The sequence below is a fragment of the Planctomonas deserti genome, assembly GCF_003067705.1.
GTDB lineage: Bacteria > Actinomycetota > Actinomycetes > Actinomycetales > Microbacteriaceae > Planctomonas > Planctomonas deserti.
The window spans coordinates 350295-371161 of record NZ_QANL01000003.1 but is presented as its reverse complement, the minus strand read 5'-3'; the positions used below and the strand labels follow the sequence as shown (position 1 = coordinate 371161).

Annotated in this window: 24 protein-coding genes; 13 read left to right on the top strand and 11 right to left on the bottom strand. The window is 64.9% G+C overall.

From position 1 onward, the window contains the following. Window positions 1-265: 265 nt before the first annotated feature. Complete coding sequence (locus DAI20_RS12535; RefSeq protein WP_108251291.1) at window positions 266-472, top strand: aldo/keto reductase; 207 nt, start codon at window positions 266-268, stop codon at window positions 470-472. Here DAI20_RS12535 and DAI20_RS12530 read toward each other — a convergent pair. Then, window positions 447-1694 carry a LacI family DNA-binding transcriptional regulator gene (locus DAI20_RS12530; RefSeq protein WP_240606061.1) on the bottom strand — a complete coding sequence of 416 codons (1248 nt, stop codon included), beginning with the start codon at window positions 1692-1694 and terminating at the stop codon, window positions 447-449. The genes DAI20_RS12535 and DAI20_RS12530 overlap by 26 nt on opposite strands. Before the next feature lie 453 nt (window positions 1695-2147). On the opposite strand from DAI20_RS12530, the gene DAI20_RS12525 reads away from it, so the two are divergent. The 7 genes from DAI20_RS12525 (at window position 2148) to DAI20_RS12495 (ending at window position 9152) form a co-directional block, all read left to right on the top strand. Further along, window positions 2148-3527 carry an ABC transporter substrate-binding protein gene (locus DAI20_RS12525; protein ID WP_108251287.1) on the top strand — a complete coding sequence of 460 codons (1380 nt, stop codon included), beginning with the start codon at window positions 2148-2150 and terminating at the stop codon, window positions 3525-3527. 154 nt (window positions 3528-3681) lie between these two features. Next, complete coding sequence (locus DAI20_RS12520) at window positions 3682-4533, top strand: carbohydrate ABC transporter permease (protein WP_205781438.1); 852 nt, start codon at window positions 3682-3684, stop codon at window positions 4531-4533. Continuing rightward, the gene (locus DAI20_RS12515) at window positions 4526-5314 is read left to right on the top strand and encodes a carbohydrate ABC transporter permease (protein ID WP_108251283.1); all 789 of its coding nucleotides are present in this window, start codon (window positions 4526-4528) and stop codon (window positions 5312-5314) included. Before DAI20_RS12520 ends, DAI20_RS12515 begins: the two co-directional genes overlap by 8 nt. An 87-nt stretch (window positions 5315-5401) precedes the next feature. Continuing rightward, window positions 5402-5767, top strand: coding sequence for a tautomerase family protein (locus DAI20_RS12510; RefSeq protein ID WP_108251281.1), 366 nt, complete (start codon window positions 5402-5404; stop codon window positions 5765-5767). Window positions 5768-5887: 120 nt separating this feature from the next. After that, a complete protein-coding gene (locus DAI20_RS12505) occupies window positions 5888-6877 on the top strand; it encodes an NAD-dependent epimerase/dehydratase family protein (protein ID WP_108251279.1) in 990 nt (329 codons plus the stop codon). Between the two features lie 322 nt (window positions 6878-7199). Continuing rightward, a complete protein-coding gene (locus DAI20_RS12500; RefSeq protein WP_240606060.1) occupies window positions 7200-8069 on the top strand; it encodes an aldo/keto reductase in 870 nt (289 codons plus the stop codon). A gap of 57 nt (window positions 8070-8126) precedes the next feature. Then, window positions 8127-9152 carry a phosphotransferase enzyme family protein gene (locus DAI20_RS12495; protein ID WP_159085029.1) on the top strand — a complete coding sequence of 342 codons (1026 nt, stop codon included), beginning with the start codon at window positions 8127-8129 and terminating at the stop codon, window positions 9150-9152. Between the two features lie 18 nt (window positions 9153-9170). Here the strand turns inward: DAI20_RS12495 and DAI20_RS12490 are convergent, their stop codons facing one another. After that, on the bottom strand, window positions 9171-10016 hold the full coding sequence (locus DAI20_RS12490; protein WP_108251273.1) for a helix-turn-helix transcriptional regulator: 846 nt from the start codon (window positions 10014-10016) through the stop codon (window positions 9171-9173). 305 nt (window positions 10017-10321) lie between these two features. Between DAI20_RS12490 and DAI20_RS12485 the strand changes: the two genes are divergently transcribed. Together DAI20_RS12485 and DAI20_RS12480 are read left to right on the top strand one after the other, a co-directional pair. Next, window positions 10322-10954, top strand: a complete 633-nt coding sequence (locus DAI20_RS12485) for a DUF3159 domain-containing protein (RefSeq protein ID WP_159085028.1) — start codon at window positions 10322-10324, stop codon at window positions 10952-10954. A 46-nt stretch (window positions 10955-11000) separates the two neighbouring features. Next, window positions 11001-11960 (top strand): SDR family oxidoreductase, encoded by a 960-nt coding sequence (locus DAI20_RS12480; protein ID WP_108251269.1) that lies wholly within the window; start codon window positions 11001-11003, stop codon window positions 11958-11960. 508 nt (window positions 11961-12468) lie between these two features. Here DAI20_RS12480 and DAI20_RS12470 read toward each other — a convergent pair. Continuing rightward, window positions 12469-13257 (bottom strand): alpha/beta fold hydrolase, encoded by a 789-nt coding sequence (locus DAI20_RS12470; RefSeq protein WP_108251266.1) that lies wholly within the window; start codon window positions 13255-13257, stop codon window positions 12469-12471. Window positions 13258-13425: 168 nt separating this feature from the next. On the opposite strand from DAI20_RS12470, the gene DAI20_RS12465 reads away from it, so the two are divergent. Beyond that, on the top strand, window positions 13426-13791 hold the full coding sequence (locus DAI20_RS12465) for an SdpI family protein (RefSeq protein WP_108251264.1): 366 nt from the start codon (window positions 13426-13428) through the stop codon (window positions 13789-13791). 66 nt (window positions 13792-13857) lie between these two features. Here the strand turns inward: DAI20_RS12465 and DAI20_RS12460 are convergent, their stop codons facing one another. From DAI20_RS12460 to DAI20_RS12450, 3 genes are all read right to left on the bottom strand, one after another. Continuing rightward, entirely contained in the window at window positions 13858-14169 is a 312-nt protein-coding gene (locus tag DAI20_RS12460; RefSeq protein WP_108251262.1) for a hypothetical protein, read from the bottom strand. A 105-nt stretch (window positions 14170-14274) separates the two neighbouring features. Further along, on the bottom strand, window positions 14275-15009 hold the full coding sequence (locus DAI20_RS12455) for a hypothetical protein (protein ID WP_108251260.1): 735 nt from the start codon (window positions 15007-15009) through the stop codon (window positions 14275-14277). A 155-nt stretch (window positions 15010-15164) separates the two neighbouring features. Further along, the gene (locus tag DAI20_RS12450; RefSeq protein WP_240606059.1) at window positions 15165-15452 is read right to left on the bottom strand and encodes a luciferase domain-containing protein; all 288 of its coding nucleotides are present in this window, start codon (window positions 15450-15452) and stop codon (window positions 15165-15167) included. Between the two features lie 893 nt (window positions 15453-16345). Between DAI20_RS12450 and DAI20_RS12445 the strand changes: the two genes are divergently transcribed. After that, window positions 16346-16915 (top strand): hypothetical protein, encoded by a 570-nt coding sequence (locus DAI20_RS12445; RefSeq protein ID WP_108251256.1) that lies wholly within the window; start codon window positions 16346-16348, stop codon window positions 16913-16915. A 54-nt stretch (window positions 16916-16969) separates the two neighbouring features. Here DAI20_RS12445 and DAI20_RS12440 read toward each other — a convergent pair whose 3' ends face one another. The 4 genes from DAI20_RS12440 to DAI20_RS12425 form a co-directional block, all read right to left on the bottom strand. Next, window positions 16970-17512, bottom strand: a complete 543-nt coding sequence (locus tag DAI20_RS12440) for a hypothetical protein (RefSeq protein ID WP_108251254.1) — start codon at window positions 17510-17512, stop codon at window positions 16970-16972. A gap of 131 nt (window positions 17513-17643) precedes the next feature. Further along, complete coding sequence (locus DAI20_RS12435; RefSeq protein ID WP_108251252.1) at window positions 17644-18096, bottom strand: VOC family protein; 453 nt, start codon at window positions 18094-18096, stop codon at window positions 17644-17646. Window positions 18097-18380: 284 nt separating this feature from the next. Next, window positions 18381-18890: a hypothetical protein gene (locus DAI20_RS12430; RefSeq protein WP_108251250.1), complete on the bottom strand. Its 510-nt coding sequence runs from the start codon at window positions 18888-18890 to the stop codon at window positions 18381-18383. Further along, entirely contained in the window at window positions 18887-19528 is a 642-nt protein-coding gene (locus tag DAI20_RS12425; protein ID WP_159085027.1) for a TetR family transcriptional regulator, read from the bottom strand. Before DAI20_RS12425 ends, DAI20_RS12430 begins: the two co-directional genes overlap by 4 nt. A 99-nt stretch (window positions 19529-19627) precedes the next feature. On the opposite strand from DAI20_RS12425, the gene DAI20_RS12420 reads away from it, so the two are divergent. After that, entirely contained in the window at window positions 19628-20446 is an 819-nt protein-coding gene (locus DAI20_RS12420; protein WP_205781437.1) for an SDR family oxidoreductase, read from the top strand. Between the two features lie 111 nt (window positions 20447-20557). Here the strand turns inward: DAI20_RS12420 and DAI20_RS18535 are convergent, their stop codons facing one another. Beyond that, the gene (locus DAI20_RS18535) at window positions 20558-20842 is read right to left on the bottom strand and encodes a peptide methionine sulfoxide reductase (RefSeq protein ID WP_159085026.1); all 285 of its coding nucleotides are present in this window, start codon (window positions 20840-20842) and stop codon (window positions 20558-20560) included. Between the last annotated feature and the right edge of the window lie 25 nt (window positions 20843-20867).

The following is a 20867-nucleotide window of genomic DNA, read 5'->3' as shown; positions in this document are numbered from 1 at the left end:
GGACCCGTAACCGACGGCTACCTTGCAGCGCGAGTCAGTTGTCGGAGATGTGGGCGTGGGTGCGACGTCCGGTTTTCGTTGTTGCCCGGGTGCTCCGGCTGAGGGGTGCTCTGTCAGGGCATCCCATCGCGACCCGCATCCTGCCTACGCTCGGAGACGGAGAACAACACGGCGTGCCCAACAGCCGGGCGCTTCCCGTACCTCCCCGACAACGGCCGGTGTCGGCAGGCCCCCGTTCGCGCGAACGAGACCACGAGGATCACCGATGAAGAAGCGCACCCTAGGAATGAGCGGCCTGGAGGTCTCGGCCATCGGGCTCGGCTGCATGACTATGACCGGCGGCTACAGCGGACACCCCGACCGCAACGAGATGGTGGCCCTCCTCAGCGACGCCGTCGATCGTGGTGTCACCTTCTTCGACACCGCCGGGACTTACGGGCCGCACCTCACGAGGAGTGGTGCGCCGCGCTGACATTTCCTATTGTCGACTCGCGAGGAATGACCTGGAACTTACTGAGGTGTCGCCGGGGCGGCAGGCTTTCGTCCCGATTCTTGATTCGGTCGAGAAGGAAGGTCACGGCAGTCGAAGCGATCTCATCACGGCCAGCATCTACCGAAGACAGAGTGGGATGCGAATACCGCGTCTCGTCCGTGTCGTCGAAGCCGATTATGGCAACGTCCTCTGGAATCCTCAGGCCGGCATGTTGCAGGGCGCTCATGGCCCCCAGAGCGAGCGTGTCGCTGAAGGCAACTACGCCATCGAAAGCTATGTTCCGCGCGATCAGGTCGGCGATGCTTGCAGCACCATCGGCGCGGTGCCAGCTCTGTGTCGTTCCGATCAACTCAGGGTCGTGGGGTAACCCCGCCGCTTCGAGGGCGTCGAGGTAACCCCGGAAACGGAGCCCTGACGATCCAACCACTTCGCCACGTCGGGCTCCGAGAGCGACTATCCGTTTCCTCCCGATCGACAGGAGGTGCTCTGTCGCGGCCCGCGACGCTTCGACATTCTGCATGGTCACGTGATCAACAGGGGCATTGAAAATCTGTTCGCCGAGCAGAACGGTGGGTATCGAAGTATCGATGAGGTGAGCGTCGTCTTCTCCGAGAGCGAGTGCGCTGAAAAGGATGCCGTCGACCATCTTCGCTTGAGGGCCGCGGAGCACTTGTAGCTCACGATCCCGGTCGAAACCCACCGGTTCGATGAGCACGAAAACGTTGTCCAGGGCGGCGGCGTCCATCACAGAAGTGGCCAGTTCCGCGAAGTACGCATTCCGAAGGTCCGGAATAACCAGGGTGATCACACCCGTTCGGCCAAGTCGCAGGCCCCGTGCAGTGAGGTTCGGTTGGTACCCGAGCGCGGTTACCGCCTGAAGCACCCGCTCCCGAGTCGCCGGGCTGACGAAGGGGTACTGGTTCACAACATTCGATACCGTTCTGACCGACACCCCAGCAGCTCGAGCAACATCGTGCAGAGTTGTTGAAGCGGGCACGGAACTCCTCCTCTGATCGGGAACCACCCTAGACGGTGCCAGCCGTTGCACTTTCGATCGCTTGGTATCCGTCACCGTGGAGGACGACCCCGTGGTGACCGAGGTCTGGCTACGCTGACGCGTTCTGTTCTGCAGGGGCTCGTCGCGGTTGCCGCCCGGATCGACGAGCGTCCGTGGTTGCTCGAACAGGGGCGCGATGACCACCCCTCGAAAGCAGACTGTTGATTTTGCACAGGCGGCAGATTCGATTGATTGACCGCGGGGAACGAGAAAACAGTAAGACCGGCGTCGGTTCGGCACCGTCGCACTCTCCCCCACCCGGCCGCGCTGCTGCGCCTGGCCGGCCACGTGCCGCTGGAGGAGCACGACGAACGGGTGACGCGAGGTGCCTCATCGTCAGGGCGCAACGAACGAAGCCGCGACCGCCCTCCGCGAGGTGGCCGCATCCTCGGGGGGCTCGACAGCAACTCGGCTCTCGCGCGGTGAATTGGTTCGTGTACCTTGACGGCCCGCTTTCCTGCGGATTATGGTTTGCAACGTTGCAAGTCGCAGTTTTCCTGCAGTCCACGTGGAGGCCAGCGACTCACAGCTCGCTCGACACACAGCCCCGTGGACGTGGCACCCGCTCAGCGTCCGCACTCCAAGTGAGGAGAAACAATGAAGTTTCCTGCAACGAAACGCCGGCGTGCCATAGCGACTGCCATGGCAGGGGGCGCGGTTCTCGCGGTCGCCCTCACCGGTTGCGGCGGCGGTCAGGCCGCTCCCAGCGATGGCGGATCAGCTACCGAGGGCACCATCAACTGGTGGAGCTGGACACCCACCAACGACGTCGCCAAGGGTGAGATCGCCGCATTCAATGAGGCATATCCCGACATCAAGGTCATCTACAAAAAGGTGCCGATCGAAGACTACGCAGCCTCATTGAAGCCCGCGCTCGCGTCGAACGACGGTCCGGACGTCTATACCGTCTACAACAGCGGCGCGTTCGGCGCGGCAACATTCGCACCTTACGCAACCGACCTCACCCCAGCCGTCGAGAAGATGCTCGGCGAGGACTGGGAGTCGAAGGTGTATGACGGCGGCGTGAAGGCGTTCACCATCGACGACCGACTGGTCGCGGCGCAATACGCCAAGGCGGGCGCCGGGATGATGTGGATCAACCAGGGCATGTTCGACCAGTACAACCTCGAGCCGCCGAAGACGCTCGACGAGTGGGTCTCAGTGTGCAAGACCTTCCGTGCGAACGGGCTCGGTTGCTTCCGCGAGGGCATGGCGAGCAACGGCTTCGGTGCCGACACGCTGCACTCGATCATGGACAGCTTCAAGCCGGGTGCGTTTGCGGACGCACTCTCCGGCGATGGTAAGTGGTCGGACCCCACCGTGGCGCAGTCCCTGGAGATGCTGCGGACCTTCTCTGACGAGGGCATCCTCGACGAGGGCTCGGTCGGCCTCCAGCAGTATCCGGACGTCAACAACGACTTCCTCACCGGCAAGGTACCCATGATCCAGATGGGCACGTGGTACCAGCAGAACGCCAGCCTCCCCACCCTCACTGCCGCCCTTGAGGGAGCTGGCGTGCCGGCGGAGACGCCGAAGATCACCCTCATGCCCATGCCCTTCCCGGACGTGGCCGGCAAGGGCAACCCATCGACGGTGTTCGCAGACGTCGACGCGGGCAATTCGGTGAACGCCAAGTCGAAGAACATCAAGGCCGCTACCACCTTCGCAGTCTGGCTGGGCCACTCCGAGGAGGGCCAGCAGGCGGTCACGAACAGCCTGGACTCGCTGGCGACGCTCAATGGCATCACGCCGCAATGGGACAAGATCGAGCTCGTCGACCCCGAACGGCAGCAACCCGCGCTGGAGGAGGTCACGAAGCAGCTCACCACAGCGAAGGACCCGCGGTCCTTCGGAATGGATGCCGAGGTGAGTCAGGCGATAGTCGACGCGATCCAGGCGATGCTTATCAGCGACAAGTCCGGGCAAGACGCGGCGAACGACATTCAGGCGGTCGCCGAGGCTGCGAAGAACCGTTGAGTGCCTCGCTGATCATGGGGACGGATCAGTGACGACGGGAACGACGACTGCGGTGCAGAGGGCCGGCGTGAGCTCCGAAAGGGGCTCCCGCCGGCCCGGCCGAAGCTCCGAGCGGGGCTCCCGCCGGCCTGGCCGGCTCCACTCGCCTGCCGGGTTGCCGTGGATCCTGCCGGCGATGGTCGTTTCGGTCGGCCTCCTTTATTACTGCATCGCGTACACGGGATACATCTCGACTCTCAGCTGGGACGGGGCCAGCCCGCTGCAGCAGCCCGTCGGCGCCGACAACTTCACCCGCATGCTGCAAGACCCGGTCTTCTGGCGGGCGCTCGGCAACACCGTCGCGTTCTTCGTCGTCACCTTGATCGTGCAGGTGGCGCTCGGCATCCTCCTCGCTTGCCTACTGCACTCCCAGCTGTATCTCAGAACCCTGCACAAAGTACTGATCTTCATCCCGGTGGTCCTCGCTACCGCGACAACGGCGCCAGTGTTCCGTCAGATGTACGCTCCCGACGGCACCGTGAACGGCGTGCTCGAAGTCGTGGGTCTGGGCGCTTTCGCGCAGCCGTGGTTGTCGAATGGAACCGCCGCGCTGATCATCATCATGTCGGTGCAGATCTGGCAGTCGACCGGGATCGTGTTCGTGCTGTACTACGCGGCGATCGGACAGATTGACACCGAGGTTCTGGAGGCGGCGCGCCTGGACGGCGCGGGGAACTTGCGGATCATCGGCTCGATCGTCTGGCCCGGTGTGCGGGGAACGACCATTGCGATCGCGATCTTGACCGCGATCGGGTCGCTGAAGACCTTCGACATCCCATTCCTCATTACCGGAGGTGGACCTAGCTACGCGACCGAGTTCCTGGGGACCATGATCTACCGGGTCAGCGTCGCGTTCTCCCAGGTCGGCTACGGCGCCGCCATCTCGGTCGTGCTGCTCGTTCTCGCGATTGGCACAGCAATCATCATCAGAGTCTCGAGCACGGAGAGAGAAAAAGCCGATGTTTGAAACCAAGACGCTTCGTTCCCGCATCCTCCTTCAGATCTTGCTCGGCTTGATCGTTCTGCCGTTCGTCTTCCCACTCATCGCGATGGTGCAGGGGTCGCTCGCGGGCTCGGGCTGGAACAACTACCGGACGGTGCTCTCGTTGCCGCTCCTGCCAGGCTTCTTCATCAACAGTGCGCTGCTCTCAGCGGCGGTGATCCTCATCGTGCTCGTGTGCACGACGATGGCGGCATTCGGCTTCTCGAAGCTGCACATCCGGGCCAAGGAAGTCTACTTCTGGATGCTGATGGTGGCGCTCACGCTACCGGGCGTCGTGCTGATTGCACCCCTGTTCGCCACTATCACGCGAATCGGTGCCTACAACACGCTCTGGTCCGTCATCCTTCCGGTCGCGGCGCTGCAGATTCCGTTCACCGTCCTGCTCGCTCGTAACTTCGTCGACGGCATCCCGAACGAGCTCGTTGAGGCAGCTCGGGTTGATGGAGCGAACACGATACGCACCTTCCGGCACGTCATGATGCCGCTGATGAAGCCGATCATGGCCGCGGTCCTGGTGCTCGTCTTCATCAACTCGTGGAACGAGTTCTTACTCGCGCTGCTCTTTCTGCAGACGCCGGAGCAGCAGACGATCACGCTCGTGCCGCAGTTCTTCGTCGGCCAATACAACAACGATCAGACCAAGGTCCTCGCGGCTGCCGTGCTGACAGGGCTACCCGTCGTCATCGCGTACATCTTCCTCCAGCGCTTCTTCGAACGCGGCCTCGCGGCCGGTGCGCTGAAGTAACCGGACTTCAAGTCAGGTCCACCCGAGCGGGGCGGGCTCGTCAACCAGCGGACGCCTACCGGCATCCGTCCCAACGAAAGGACAACGATGCCTCACGCCCGTATCGACCTGCACAAGGTGCACGAGCCACGGTTGGCCGAATACAGCAAGGCCATCCTCGACGGGATGGTGCGCGGTTTCGACATGCCGGAGGACGATCTTTTTCAGACGTTCCGGTTGCACGAGCCGGGCGAGCTGTTCTACTCGTCGACGTTCCCCAATCAGCAGCGCGATGACATCATCTTCGTCGAGTTGGTTGCGCAGATCGGGTACACCGACGAGCAGAAGCAAGCGGCGATGAGCGCCATAGCGGACGGGCTGGCGGCTCTCGGGGTGAAACGGGACAACGTTCTGTGCGTCACTCTCGAAGTGAATGGAGCAGCCTGGTACGCGGCCGAGTCCCGGAACCCGTGACGGCCGCTCACCTCGGGAGCGATACACATCCTCCCTGCCAAACGTCAACGTCGCCTCAGCGGGGCGCATCCGGTGGCACCGCCACCTCGTAAGCAAATCACCACTCGGAAAGAGGAATACATGCTCAAGGTTCTGTTTATCGGCGGCAACGGAATCATCAGTTCGGCGTGCAGCCGACTGGCGGTTCAGCGAGGTTTCGAACTCACTCTGCTGAATAGAGGCCGCGAGACATCGCGACCTCCGATCGACGGCGTCGAGACGTTGATTGGCGACTCGACGGATGCAGGGAGTGTGCGGGACGCGGTCGGCGAAAGAACCTTCGACGTGGTGGTCAACTTCCGCGCTTTCACCCCGGATCAGGTGAAGGCAGATATCGACCTTTTCCGTGACCGAACCGGCCAGTACGTCTTCATCAGTTCCGCCTCGGCCTACCAGAAGCCCGTCACCCGGTTCCCCATCCTCGAGTCGACGCCCCTCAAGAACCCGTTCTGGCAGTACTCGAGGGACAAGATCGCATGTGAGCGAGTGCTCATGGAGGCGTTCGACGAGAACGACTTCCCGGTCACGATCGTGCGCCCGTCCCACACCTATGACCGCACCCTGGTGCCCTTGGACGGCGGATGGACGGCCATTGCACGGATGAGGGAAGGAAAATCGACGCTGGTGCACGGGGACGGCACCTCGTTGTGGACCCTCACGAACCACCGGGACGTGGCCCGCGGCCTGGTTGGACTCCTGGGCCTCGAGCGCAGTGTCGGCGATGCCATCCACATCACCAGCGATGAAATCCTCACCTGGGACATGATCGCGAATGAACTAGCGGCCGCCGCCGGCACCAAGGCGAACATCGTGCACGCCGGTTCCGATGCGGTGGCGCGGGCCTTCCCAGAGTGGGCGGACGGTATCTTGGGCGACAAAGCCCATTCTCTGATCTTCGACAACAGCAAGATCAAGAGCCTGGTTCCGGACTTCGTGGCCGGCGTGCCGTTCTCCCTCGGCGCCCGCGAGATCGTCGGCTGGTACGACGAGGACCCGAGTCGACAGGCGGTCGACCGAGATCTCGACGCTCGTATCGACAAGTTCCTGGACCAGGAGCCGATGCGCGGCTAATCCTCGTTGGCCCGCCGGAGCAACTGGCGAGTTCGGCGAGGAACGTACCGGTGCCGTCCCGACGATCGCAGACGACCCCGTGCCTGCTCACCGATTTCCCAGCCTCATCGCGGAGGCGGCCGGGCTGCAACTAGACGCTGTCCCATGACTGAAACAACCGAGACGGCACCGCCGCTACGGCAGACAGGTGAGACCTATGACAAGCTCCGACTCGACGACCAAGTCAACTGTGACGCCAGACTCATCTAACTGGATGCGACCATTCGGGAACATCGGTCTCCTAGTGTCGGCGGTAACCCTAGGGGGCAGTCCCCTCGGCAGCATGCCACGACTGTTCGGCTATGACACCCCCGAAGAGCAGGCGATTGCCCTCGTGGCGGACGTCTGTGCGAGTCCAATCCGGTCAATCGACACAGCGAACATGTATGGCGAAGGGCGAAGCGAGACGCGCATCGCCGCAGGCCTCAAGCGTGCGGGCGCTGCCGCGGACGGCATGCTCATCGCCACCAAGGTCGATGGAAAGGATGGGGACTATTCGGGCGACCGCGTCTTCGAGTCCATCAAGGAGAGCCAGGCGCGGCTGGGGATGGAGTACTTGCCGCTTGTGTACCTGCACGACCCCGAGTACGCCCCGGACGCCGGTTTCGACCGTCCCGGCGGGGCGATCGAAGCCTTGATCGAGCTCAAGAATCGCGGCGTTATCGGACACCTCGGGATCGCCGGCGGCCATGTACCCACCATGGAACGGCTCATCGATACTGGTGCATTCGAGGTCTTGCTGACCCACTCACGGGCGTCACTCGTCGACGGGAGCGCGAACGACCTCATCGACCGTGTGAAGGCGGAGGGTATGGGAGTCGCGAATGCTGCGGTGTACGGAGGCGGGCTGCTCGCTGCGCGCACAGCGCCCCCGCTCTACAGCAACTTCAAGCCCGCCCGTCCGGAGATATTGGCTGCCGCCTCAGCACTGTTCGATCTCGCCGATGTATTTGGGATCAAGCTCGCTGATGCCGCCGTGCAACACTCGCTTCGCGACCCGCGAATTGACACCACCGTTGTCGGCATCTCGAAGCCCGAACGCATCCCTCTGCTCCTCGCCGGGCTGGCGGTTCGCATCCCTGACGAGTTCTGGGAACGCGCCGCCGAGTTGATGCCTGACGAGTCTGTGTGGGTCGACGCACATGCGGAATGACCTCGACAAGCGGGCGCGGGCGGGGTCTCGCGAGTCCGTTGCGGGTGCTCTCCTCCGGTGCTGACGGAGCAGTACCGTCGTCGTATGGTCCCCCCGCCCGTTCCCAGGGTCGACGCGCACTCTCCGGGCACTGCCGACGACATCAGCCTGGTGGTCCGATCGGTCGCCTCACCGCTGGCGGTCGTGCACCTGGTCCGGACGCTCTGGTCGCTCGACGCCAGGGAGGCCGTGCTGATTCGTTCGCTCGTCAACGACGTGTGGAGAGTCACTGCTGAGGAACGGCACTTCGCGCTGAAGGTGTACCGGGCCGGCCGGTGGTCTGTGAACGAGGTGGCGTGGGAGCAGGACCTTGCTCGTCTCCTGCGTGCTGAGGGACTCACGGATGCGGAACCGGTACCGCTCGCAGACGGTCGCCTGGCCGGCACCGTGTCAGCGCCCGAGGGCGACCGGCCTGTCGTATTGACGACCTGGGCCGCTGCCGCCAAACCGCACCCGCCGTTCGACGACGCGCTGTACGCCGAGTTCGGCGCCCTGGCCGCCCGGTTCCACGACACGGCAGCCACTATGAGCAGCGTGCACGACGCCCGTGTCTTCACGCTCGAGTCGGTACTCGCTGCTCCTGCGGAGCGGGTGGGACGGGCGCTGCAGGGTTTGGGCCGGCACGCGGACGCGGTGATGGTCGGAGAGCGAGCTGACCGCGCACACCGCGAGATGCTGGGCCTGATGTCTGCGGGTCTGCGCCACGGGGTCCGGCATGGCGACGTCAGTCTCGACAACGTGCTGGTGACGGCTTCTGGCCTCACCCTGCACGACTTCGACCTCAGCGGTCACGGCTGGCCGGCCGCGGATCTCGTCGGTGCCCTGTCCACGCCGCACTCCGACGCGTTCCTCGAGGGCTACGAAACGATCCGGCCGCTGCAACCCGTCGAGCGTCGCGCGCTTCCGCACCTGAGAGTCGCAGAACTGGTCCGCAACCTCGACTTCCATCTCACCGACAAGGCCGCCATCCGGGGCGTCGAGTCGGTGGGCGAGGGCTGGGTAGACGCCGAGCTTGCAGCGCTGCGGGTGTCCGATGAGAGGTGAGAGTCGCCGTCGGTGAGGTCACGCTTCTTGTTTGTGCGTCCCGACGACGGAGAGCAATTCCAGCTTGTCGTAGCTGTCGCTGCCGGGGACCGCGGTGTAGACGAGCAGCAGGTGCGACTGCTGCGGATCCAGCAGGGTCTGGCAGTGCAGTTCTAGTCGGCCGACGGTCGGGTGCATGAAGCGTTTAGTCTCGTGCGGGCGAACCCCTACCTCGTGGGTGTCCCACAGCTGTCGCAGTTCCTCGCTCGCGGCAAGCGCGAGATCGGCGAGGTGTGCGGCGCGAGAGCCGGGGCCGCGGCGAGTGACGACCTCGCGTAAGTGCGAGGCGTAGAGGCGGGACAGGAACGCGTGGTCCTCGGGCGCGTACAGGCTCCTGGTCCCGGAGTCGGTGAACCACCGGTATCCCAGGCTCCGAGCCGGGCCGGTGTGCCGGGAGGCGTCACCGGTGAGGGCGACGCCGAGCGGGGTCTGACGGAGTGTCTCTCCGAGCTCCGTGACGATCTCCGCGGGGGTATCGATCATGCGGTCCAGGATGCGCAGCAGGCCCGGGCTGACGTGGTCGCTCCCCGCTCCCCTCGCCGGCGCGTGGTGGCCGGCGAGGCGGAAGAGGTGGTCGCGCTCGTCCAGACTCAGGTGCAGGCCCTGGGCGATCGAGGCGACCATCTGCTCCGAGGGTTGCGGGCCGCGCTCACGCTCGAGCCTCGCGTAGTAGTCCGTCGACATGTTCGCCAGGGAGGCGACCTCCTCCCGCCGCAGCCCGGCGGTGCGTCGGCGTTGACCGCGAGGGAGGCCGACGTCCTGGGGCTGCAAGGCCTCTCGCCGTTGGCGGAGGAACTGCGCCAGTCCGGTCCTGTCGATCGCCACGTCTCTCCTCCTGCTCGGTAGCCCCTTTCTACCTCGCCCTCCACCCGGTGAGCCACGACCTCCCGGTCCCCCCTTACGGATCGCGATTGCGGCAGCACGGTGGCCAAGAGGCGGATCGTCAGGCCCTGGCTACGTCTGACCCATTCGTCGACGCTCGTGTCACGGCCCCTTGACCAGGAGGAACACGTGAACCACTCATCCATCAGCCCCTCGGAAGGGCACCTGCACGACGCGTCCGACACGGCGTCGAGTGCCAGCACCAGAACCGCCGACTTCTCGGCCTCCCCGAACCGATCGGACACTCAGTGGCTCGAGCCACGGCAGAGCGGACGCTGGAACGCGTCGGCGGACCGCTCGGGCTCGCGTCCGCCGTAGCACCGACCATCGCCTTCGTGATGACCGACCTTGTCGCCGGGCTCGCACCCGCGCTCCTCGCGCTCGGAGTCACCGCCGTGGTGGCCTGTGCGCTGCGCCTGGCGCGACGAGAGTCGCCGGCGGCAGCAGTCGCCGGCCTGGTGGTCGCCGCGGTATGCGCGGTGGTCGCGGCGTTGGCCGGCGAGGCCCGCGCCTTTTTCCTGCCCAGCATGGTGCTACCCGTCCTCTTCGTCGTGGCCTACACCGTCTCGCTCATCGCGCGGCGACCCCTGATGGGCCTGATCGTCAATCCGCTCTCCGGCGCACCCCGCCGCTGGCGCACCCACGGTTCCCTCCGACGTCTGTACATCGTCAGCACGCTCGTGGGCATGGTCCTGGCCGTGGGAAACCTCGGCGCACGGATCGTCTTCTACACCGCCGATCAGCCCGGAGCCCTGGCGGTGGTCCAGGTGGCAGCCACCTCGATCTTCGCGCTCCACTTCGCCATCACGCTGGTGCTGGCCCGCCGGTACGCCGGCACTCCTGGCCTATCACCTGGCACGCCCCTCACTACCAACGCCTGACCCCCCACTGTCCGTCGACAACATCATCGAACTCAAGGAGAACGACATGCCCCGCACCCCCCACCTCACCCTCCCCGACCTGACCGGTCGCCGCGCTCTGGTCACCGGAGCCAGTGACGGCATCGGCATCGGCATCGCCCGCCAGCTCGCCGCGGCCGGGGCCGACGTGATCCTGCCCGTACGGAACCGGACTAAGGGAGAAGCGGCCCTCGATCGGATCCGCGCTCAGCATCCGTCGGCCCGGGTGTCCCTCCGCGACCTCGACCTGTCCTCGTTGGCGTCCGTTGCCGCCCTGGGCAGGCAACTGCTCAGTGAAGGAAGCCCGCTGCACCTGCTCGTGAACAACGCCGGCGTCATGACGCCGCCGGAACGGCAGACGACCGCCGACGGCATCGAGCTGCAGCTGGGCACCAACCACCTGGGACACGTCGCCCTGGTCGCACACCTGCTGCCGCTGCTACGTGTGGGAAAGGCACGGGTGACCTCGCAGATCAGCGTCGCGGCCAGGAGCGGTTCGATCAACTGGGCCGACCTGAACTGGGAGACCAGCTACCACGGCATGCGCGCGTACAGCCAGTCGAAGATCGCCTTCGGACTGTTCGGCCTCGAACTGGAACGGCGCAGTCAGGCCGAGGGATGGGGCATCACCAGCAATCTCTCCCACCCGGGCGTCGCCCCGACGAGCCTCCTCGCCGCCCGCCCGGAACTGCGGCGGGAGCGCAACACCCCGCAGATCGCCGTCATCCGCAGACTCTCCCGAGCCGGGATCCTGGTCGGCACCGTGGACAGTGCACAGCTGCCCGCCCTGTACGCCGCAACATCCCCGCACTCGCACGGCGGACGGCTCTACGGCCCCACCGGACCGGGCAATCTCGGAGGCGGCCCCGGCGAGCAGCCGCTCTACCGTCCGCTGCGCGACCTGGACGAGGCCGACCGCGTCTGGCGGGTCTCCCAGGAACTCGCCGGAGTGTCCTTCACCACCGGGTCGCTCAGCCGCGGCGAGTAGGTCCCGAAGAGTGGGTGAGCGATAATCAGCAGAATCGGAGTGGCGGACAAACACGCTTCTCGCTAGGAGGCTTGATGGCCGAACGCTTCTGAGCAAGGAGCGCCGCCGGTATCCGCTCGCGACCGTGGTGCTCATGGGCGTTGCCATGGCCCTGATGCTTCTCCTGTTCCTTGTCGTTGCTGTTCTCCCTTACCTACCGGAATTCTTCTTCCAGTACGGGGCAGTTCTCCCACTCCTGCCGCCAGTTCTGTTCTTTGTCGGCGCTCTTGTCGCTCCGTTCAGCCGGTCGGCTTCCCAGGGAGCCCAGGCTGGGTGGCTATTCGCTTCAGGAGCATGCGCGCTCCTATCCGTCGGCGTCACCTGGAGGCTCGGCGTGCTGATATTCGGGCCCTAGGTGCCCGGCAGAGCCGTACGGGCACCATCCTGCTCGATCGATCGATGAGCGGGATCGATCGCTGAGCGGGATCGCCGTGCTCCTGATCTCGCCGGTGGTGCGGGGCGTTCGACCTTAAGGCTGCTCAGTCAACGTGGTCTCGCGGATCGCTTGTGCTGTGGAGATGGGCTCCAGGCCGTGATCGGCGGCGTCGGCGAGGGTGTGCAGCTTGGCGTGGGGCAGCATCCGCACGAGCTCGTCCGCAGCGGTGGCCAGGCTCGGCCAGGTCCGCCCACCACGCATCACGACTGTCGGGGTTCGAACCGCGGCCATCGCTGGCGTGGGCACCGAGAGGGTTCCGGTGATCACCGCGTCGTAGACAACGGACTGGGCCATCGCCTGCAGTTGTGGGAAGAACGGCGCCTGTCGGATGCTGGCCACCACCTCCGGGGGCAAGCCGACACCTTCGAGTTGGAAAGTGCTGACGACGTCGGCGGTGCGTCCTTCATCCATCATCTGCTGCAGCCGATCCGGCAGATCCGCGGGCGATGCGTCATCAGTGTCGAACCTGAACGGGGGTTCGTAGAGGAACAGCCGGTCGATCGGCAACCGCTCTGCTGCGGCGCGCAGTGCAAGGACGCCGCCGGACGAGTAGCCGAAGACGGTGGCACGGCCACCGGCGACCTCGAGGATGGCCTGTAGGTCCTCGACCTCTCGCTCGACGGCATACGGCCCGGTGTCAGAGCTATCGCCGCGTGCGCGACGGTCATACGTGTAGGACGTGAAGGTATCGGCGAGTTGCGCCGCGATAGGTGCGCAGGTATCACGAAGATTGGACACCCCGGGCACGAAGATCAGCGCGGGTCCGCGGCCGACCCGGTCATAGGCCAGGGTCGTGCCGTCCGTCGAGGTGGTGGTGTCCATGATTGGTCCTGTGGTGGTGTCGTCAATCGCCGCGGTGCTGGACCCACCATGGCGGATCGGTCGGCCGTCAGCAACGAACCGGTCGAGCAAACCCTCGGTGCGAAGCGGGGCGCTCCTATCCGGGAGCGCGCCGCTCCTAAGCGGATACCTGGCTCCTAGGCTGAATTCATGAGTGATGACCTACTCGCCCGTGCAGTGATCTTCATCGTCATGGTTAGTGCCGGCGGTGTGATCCTCTGGACGGCTCAAGCAGCGGCCAGTGGGCGCCTCGGACGGAATTCGGTGAGCGGAATACGCCTGCCCGTGACTATGGCGAGTGACAGAGCCTGGCTCGTCGCGCACCAGGCGGCGAGACGCCCAACCGCGCTAGCAGGCTGGATCGCGATCGCATCCGCTGCGCCTGCTCTCCTCCCACTGCCCTTGGAGTTCGTCGTCGCCTCGATTCTGGTGGGCGCTGTGACGATGCTGATTTTAGTCCTTCACGGGGCAGCGGTCGGCGCCCGTGCCGCGTATGCCCTGGAGGACGAAGGCTAGCTCGGATCGCCGAGCCCTCCAGGCACCGGCCCCCACCCGGACACCTTCGGGCGCTGCCGCGAGCGGCTACTGCGGCGCCTGGATCTCCCGAATACCGTTGCCTGCGTCTGGGGCCTGCGTCCCGAGGTTGAACACCTGCACAGGATTACGGCGCTGAGCCTCCTGGTATCGGAGGATCAGTCCGACGGCGAGCAGGCTCGCACCGAAGGGCGGCAGCACAAGACTGAGGAATCGCAAGACGCCGCTGAAGAGCAGGAACGTCTGCTGCCCCAGAGGCGACGTAATTCCGAATTGTTCGTAGAGCATGGGGACGATGGTCGTGACGATCGCGGAGAGCAGGATGAGCGCTGCCCCGAGGATGGTGAGGCGTCTGGGCATCGGAGTCCGTTCTCGCGGTTCGGCATCCCGCACCAGCTCCGCTCGCTGGTCGGTAGAAGGCCATGTCGACCCTATTTCCCCAGTCGGCGATTTCCAATAGCCTGCTCAGCGAGGTGTCACGCTCAAGATCACCGTCGACGGCGTCCAGAACATCGTGTTGCCGTTCGTTCCAACCGAAGTGCCTGTCCGAAGGAACGCGCCCGGCGGAGCGCACGAGCTCGCGGAAGTTGCGCCGTCGTCCAGAGCGATGATCGCGCAGTAGTCGCCGTCGAGGTTCCGTGCGATCCACGCACCGGCATTAGTGCCGATTCGGCCGACATATCTGGAGCTAGCCGGTTCGATGTCTTCCAGTTCGATCGGAAGGGCGTCCTGCCCTGTCTGCTGACGTGCGAACCAGCGGTCCACCCTCGCCGGGTCTGCTGCAGTTTCGGATCCGGGTACCTGGTAGAGCGTCTCGTTGCTGCCGGTGTCGACGACTGACGTCGTCGTGCTGGACATATTGCCGCCAAGGCCGTTTCCGTTCGCATGGCCTTGATTTCCGGCCTGGTAGAAGCCGACGGTCCCCGCAATGCCAATGCCGCAGCCGATCGCCAGGGTCGCGACGAGGCGCAGCCGGTTCCCGCGCTGCACTCGGAATGTCGGCGCGACGGCTGGGTCCCCTGTTGAGTCGACCTCGCTGACGTTGGCGGGCGTCGTATCGGTAATGTGCTCCTGTGCCGGTGCGACGGTGTCGATAGAGCGTCGCTGCAATTCCTCGGACGCGGCCCGAATCTGCTCCGGCGACGACCCTCTACCGAACAAGATCCTGCGAAGCATCTCGTCGGAATTGTCAGACACCATGGTCCATCCTCACATGAGGCCGAGTAGTAGCGGCCACTACAGCGCTTCGCCTGTACAAGGGTGTCGGGTAGCACTTTTTTGATGAATGCCGGTCCGTTGCAGAGTCGCTTCTCGGACGCCGCTTCGGCCTGGCCGGATCGATCGAATGGGGCCGATCATGCCGATATATGCCCGAGCAACTGCTCCCCGTCTGGCTGGCGCGCGAATGCGATGCTCTCCTCAATGAGGGACAGCACGACGTCGAGTTCCGGCGCGCAGCGTAGACCGTAGATGAGGAACTCCGTTCCGAAATCTGCGTATTGGTGTGGGGTAGCCCAGCCGAGCTCGGTCAATTCGGCGCCGCGGGCCGCCGGAAGGCAGAGGTGGACGGAGGTGTCACCGACACCGTGGATATGAACAGGCTCGAGGCTGCCGTCGGGAGCCAGCGAGGTCCACGGCGCCACTGGCATCTGCTGGTTCCGCAGGAACAGCGCCCTTGATGAGGCCGGTGACACCTGACTGTGCCCCTCAACCACATCCGCAGCGCGAAGGCGCGGGCGACGAGGCGACCCCAGAGTTCGGGTGTCGCCCGGTCCGTGAGTTGACGCTGCGGCCCCTCGTCAGAGACGGACGGGCGGTGGCCAAGGCGCGGGGTGGAGATCACCGGCCGAACTTAGCGTTTATCGAGCCGAAGAATCGATACCCGGTCGAGCAGGACGTACTCGAGGAGCTCGCCCTCCTCACACGAAGTTGCCCTCCCGATCCGAAACGCCAGAAGGAAGACGCCCGCGACCACTGGGGCGAGTGCCAACTGGCCCTGGGCTCAGCCCGAGCGCGAGCTGTTGAGTCGGCGTGAAGATTTCGCCAATGCCCCGCTCGCAGTACGCGTAGATGGACGATTGGCCAGGCGAGCGGGGTAAGGCTTGTCCTCTTCGAAGATTCGCTCGAGGCACCCGAAACCGTTGCCGGTAGCCGGTGGCTCCCCGGACACCAAGGGCCAGGCCCGAGATCCTGCTGCACGCTGCTTCAGGCGCAGCGCGTCGTATTACCTTCGCCACCGAGATCCTTCGCCGCGCGCTGACCTCCTCATTTTCGTTGGGGTTGTTCTCTCTGCAGCCGCGTGACTTACTTCGGTCATGGCAAGAGCAGCACGCGTCTTATTCACCGTCCCATGTGCCACGGTGCTGGCGCTGGCCGGATGCGCAACAGTTGACTCTGCCAGTTCGAACTTGCAACATGTCACCGCGATCGAATACGAGTGCGTCCTGCAGTCCGACGGCGGGAAGTCGAGCCTGGAGAGACCATCTCCGTCACGCGGGGACCGGAGGGCGAATGCGACGGGTTGAACCTCGGCTCTGTGCAGACGTTCGAGCTCCGCTCCGCCCACGTCGCCGACGTGGTGAAGGCCGTCGCTGACGTCGCCGTGGCTGAGGACGGCTCCTTCTCGTTCGAGGTGCAGGTTCCGCTCGAACTGCGACTGGGCCGCGCTATCGTGCAAGCGATACCTGACACTGGCAGTTGTTTAGATCCGGAAGCGCTGGACTGCCCAGCACCGACCGTGAATCTCGACGTCCGGCATCCCGCGTCAGCGTTGCGGGACGTGAACGTGCTCTCCACCGGTCTCGCCACACCGCCGTTGCCGGCCCATGCGCTCGAGGACTGGTCCGATCCCTACTACCTGCCCGGGCCGGCCGACGGGCAACTGACTCTCGTCCTCCCAGGGAGCGGATGCGAAACGCGCCCCAACTCGTTCGTCGTTACCGCACCCTCGAAGAGACTCGAGATCGTGAGCGAGGTGCAGGGCGACGCATGTCCGGAGATCGCGATGCGCTGGACCAGCATCATCGAAGTCCCCGACGAGTACGCCGCGTTCGACTCCGTGACAGTCGACAACCTGCCGGCCAAACTCGCGGCGGCGAGCCGATGAGAGCGTTTATCAGCCTGTGGTGCCGCTAAACCTCGAGGGTCTGTGAAGGAGCGGCTACTCGGAGACCAGTCGACTGCGGACTCGAACTACCCAACCGACTACGTCGCCGTCGTGTGCTCGTGACGTCTGCAAACTCGTCACCTGATGCTGGATCGCTTCGCCAAGCTGCAACCCCTGCTCTTCCGCGGCGTGGTCGGTGGGCACCGCTTGCTGACGCGGCATTGAGACCTGATCAATGCGCGCAATGCCGCCGACCAGTCGAGTCCAGGAAGGATCGTCACTTCCTCTTGTGGCGGCGGCGTAGGTGTCGAGCTGGAGGTGGATTGCGCGACGGTTCCCGAACAAGCGTTTCGTCCACGCCTCATCCATCGGTATGAGTGCCCAGCGGACCTCTTCACCTTCTTCGAAGATGATTTCTTCCTCGGCGATCTGCCACTGGCTCAACCAGACATCCGTCTCGTGGGGACGAAGCTCAGGCACAACATCGGGAGCGTCGGCGACCATCGGCTCGGCAGGCGTCAGCGGATCGAACGAGAACGCCGAGAACGCGCGAGTGGACCCGGCAGCCACCTCTCCCCCGCCCGTCACCTCGGCCATTCGACACAATGACTCAGCACAGCCCCAGGATACGTATCCAGGGCGACCGGCTCGACCCCGGATCACCGCCTGGAGAATCCGTAACTGACGTCTCTCACGTGTCCATCGATACGCGTCCGGTGCGTCGATCCTCAACTGTGCGTCGTGTGCTGTCTTATCTCCTCGATGCTCATCTCCGGTGCGCCGCCAGCCGCGGCCGCGGGGTCCATCCAGACGAAGTCCCAGTGGTGGCCGTCGAGGTCGTCGAAGCTCTTCGAGTACATGAATCCGTGGTCCTGCTCGCCGGCTGGCGTCCCGCCCGCTGCGATGGCTTTCTCGTGAATCGCGTCGACCTCCTCTTTGCTCTCCGCGCTGAGGGCGAGTTGCACCTCGGTCGAGGTAGTGGCGTCGATGATCGACTTGCTCGTGAACTCGGCGAAGAACTCGCGCGTGAGCAACATGGCGGTGATCGTGTCGCTGATCACCACACTGACGGCGTTCTCATCGCTGAAGCCCTCGTTGATGGAGTACCCGAGAGTCTCGAAGAACGCCCGGGATCGGGCCAGATCACTGACAGCCAGGTTGACGAAGATGGTGGTGGGCATTGATGCGCCGTTTCTGTTCGGGTACCGGCGGCCCGCCGCCTCCGGTCGTGACTGAATGATGGTGAGCGCCCAGCGACAGTGTCAAGTGACTGCGGCGGCGCAACCCAAGAATTGCGAGATAGACGGGTCGAGGAGCCTTTGAACGCGTTAGTCCGGAAGGGCCTTACCCATCGCAAGCCGCTCCGGCAGTGACTCCGTGGCGCGCTCTCGTCCCATCTCTTTATGCAACGGGGAGCCATCACCTTGAAGGCCGCAAAGCCGGCGTGCGGATAGGAAGCATCGCATCAGTGGATGACCAGCTTCAGGGCGACGACGACAAGCCCAAGTATCCCGATGACGGCGCATGCGACGAGCTTCTGCCAGACGGGCACGCGGAGCCGCCGAATGGGAATCACGGTGACGACGACGAGCGTGGCGACCAGTACGAACGACGTCATATCAAGCGCCCAGGACAGGGTCACGACATCCAACGCGGCCAAAGCAAGGAGGAGCATCGGCACGAACAGAACGAGTAGCGCTCCAGCGCTGATGCTCGCCATCCGACGCACCTCTTCCCTATCGGGCAGGGCGGAGTGGACGGCGACGTGCGCGATGATGTCTGCGACGAAAGTGGCCAGTAGCGTCCCGACAACGGTCAGTGCCAGAGTCGCTGCTGTCGCGGCGACGGAATCGCTGTGCTGGCTGAGCGGAATGCTGACCGCCAGAGCAATGAACGTTGCATAGATGCGTTCCTTGAGCGCCGACGCCCGCCTCTCCGGGTCACCTCTGCCACGTTCCGGCAAGGGGTCGCTCACTGGCCACCGCCGAGCGCGTCCCGGCGCTCACTGTCCACGTCGACGTCGAGAGCGCCCATAGCCCGGTCGAGGTATTCTCCGAACGGCTCCGACTGGTCCGAGCTGAGCCACGACGCCCGGGCGGCCTGCATGCAGGCGAACGCCGCGCCGACGATAGCGGCGGGGCGCGGGTCGCTCGCCGATGCGGAGGAACCGAGGCGTGCGGCAACCCGCCCGATGAGAAGGGCCTGCACGCGCTGCAGCTTTTCGAGATACCGCGCGGTCAACTGCGGCGTACTCTGCACGATCCGGTCCATGGCGTCGTTCCGGGCACGAGCCTGGCTGTCTTGAACGTAGTCGAGGGTGATGTCGAACACCCGTCGCAGCGACTCCCACACCGGTTCGTCAGCAGGCCGCGCGTCCAACGCGTCCGCCATCCGGTCGCCGAAAAGGTCGTACTTACCGATGACGAGGTCGTCCTTGGAGGGGAAGTAGCGGAAGAACGTGCGCTTCGACATGCCGGCGGCCGCCGCGATCTGATCGACGGTGGTCTCCTCGTACCCATGCTCGAGGAAGAGATCCTGCGCGACCGTCGTCAGCTCAATCTGCGCGAGTCGCCGCGTGCGCTCACGGATCGGTGTCGGACTGCCATCGCTCATACCGTCAGCATACGCCCAAGACGCGAACATGGCACCCGGTGTCATTTAGGGCGTATGGTCTACTCACTGGCACAAAGACGCCTCAATAGAAGGAGCATCATGAGCAAGGTTTGGTTCGTCACCGGAGCATCGAAAGGCTTCGGCCGCACGTTCGTTCTGGCCGCCCTGGAGCGCGGTGACAAGGTCGCCGCGACGGCCCGGAACACCGACACCCTCAACGACCTGGTCGAGAAGTACGGCGACGCCGTCCTCCCCCTCCAGCTCGACGTCACAGACCGCGACCAGGTGTTCGCCGCCGTCAAGAGCGCCCACGAGAGCTTCGGACAGCTCGACGTCGTCATCAACAACGCCGGCTACGGCCTCTTCGGAACCGTCGAGGAGATCACCGAGCAGCAGCTCCGGGACCAGCTCGAGACGAACCTGTTCGGTGTCCTCAGCGTTACGCAGGCGGCCCTACCGATCATGCGGGAACAGGGTTCGGGTCACATCATCCAGATCTCCACGATCGGCGGCGTCGCCGCGTTCCCGAGCCTCGGCGGCTATCACGCCTCCAAGTGGGCACTCGAGGGTCTCACCGAATCTCTCGCCCAGGAGGTCGCCGGCTTCGGCATCAAGGTCACTCTGGTCGAGCCCGGCGGCTTCGCGACCGACTGGGCCGGCGCATCCGCAACCGTCGCGGACGCCCTGCCCGCCTACAAGCCGCTGCACGACGCGATGGCGGAGCGCATGAGCGGGAACACCAGCCCCAAGCCGGTCGGCTTCGGCTCTGCCATCCTCAAGGTCGTCGACGCCGACAAGGCACCCCTTCGCGTGTTCTTCGGCGAGCAGCCCACGCAGATCGCCCCGCACATCTACCAGCAGCGCCTCGCCGAGTGGGCCGAATGGGCCCCCGTCTCCCGTGAGGCCGAAGGCAAGTAGCACGCAGCACCGGCCGGGCAGGGGCGCCTTTCGAGGAACCCCTGCCCGGCGACGACCGCTCCGACTTCGTCGCCCTCGCACACCTCGAACGTGTGCGCGCGATTACCCGGGTCAGTCCGGGAGCGCAAAGGTTGCCGCGGCGTCCCGCAGCACCTGCATGACGTCTTCTTCGGGCACCTCACACGGCTTGAGGACGGAGCCCTCAGACAGCATCCATATGTTTGCGCCGAGCTGCTCCTTGTCCCCAAGGCGTCCGGCATCGAACGAAATCACTCTTCCGCCAGCACGCGTCGTTCGCGTTATGCCCCAGACGTGACCAGCGATCTGCACGCGGGTCCAGCCTTCCGGTATCGCCCTGATCAGCGCGTCAAGCTCCTGATCCGGTTCTTCATTCACGCGTCCCATTCTCACCCGCGAGTTG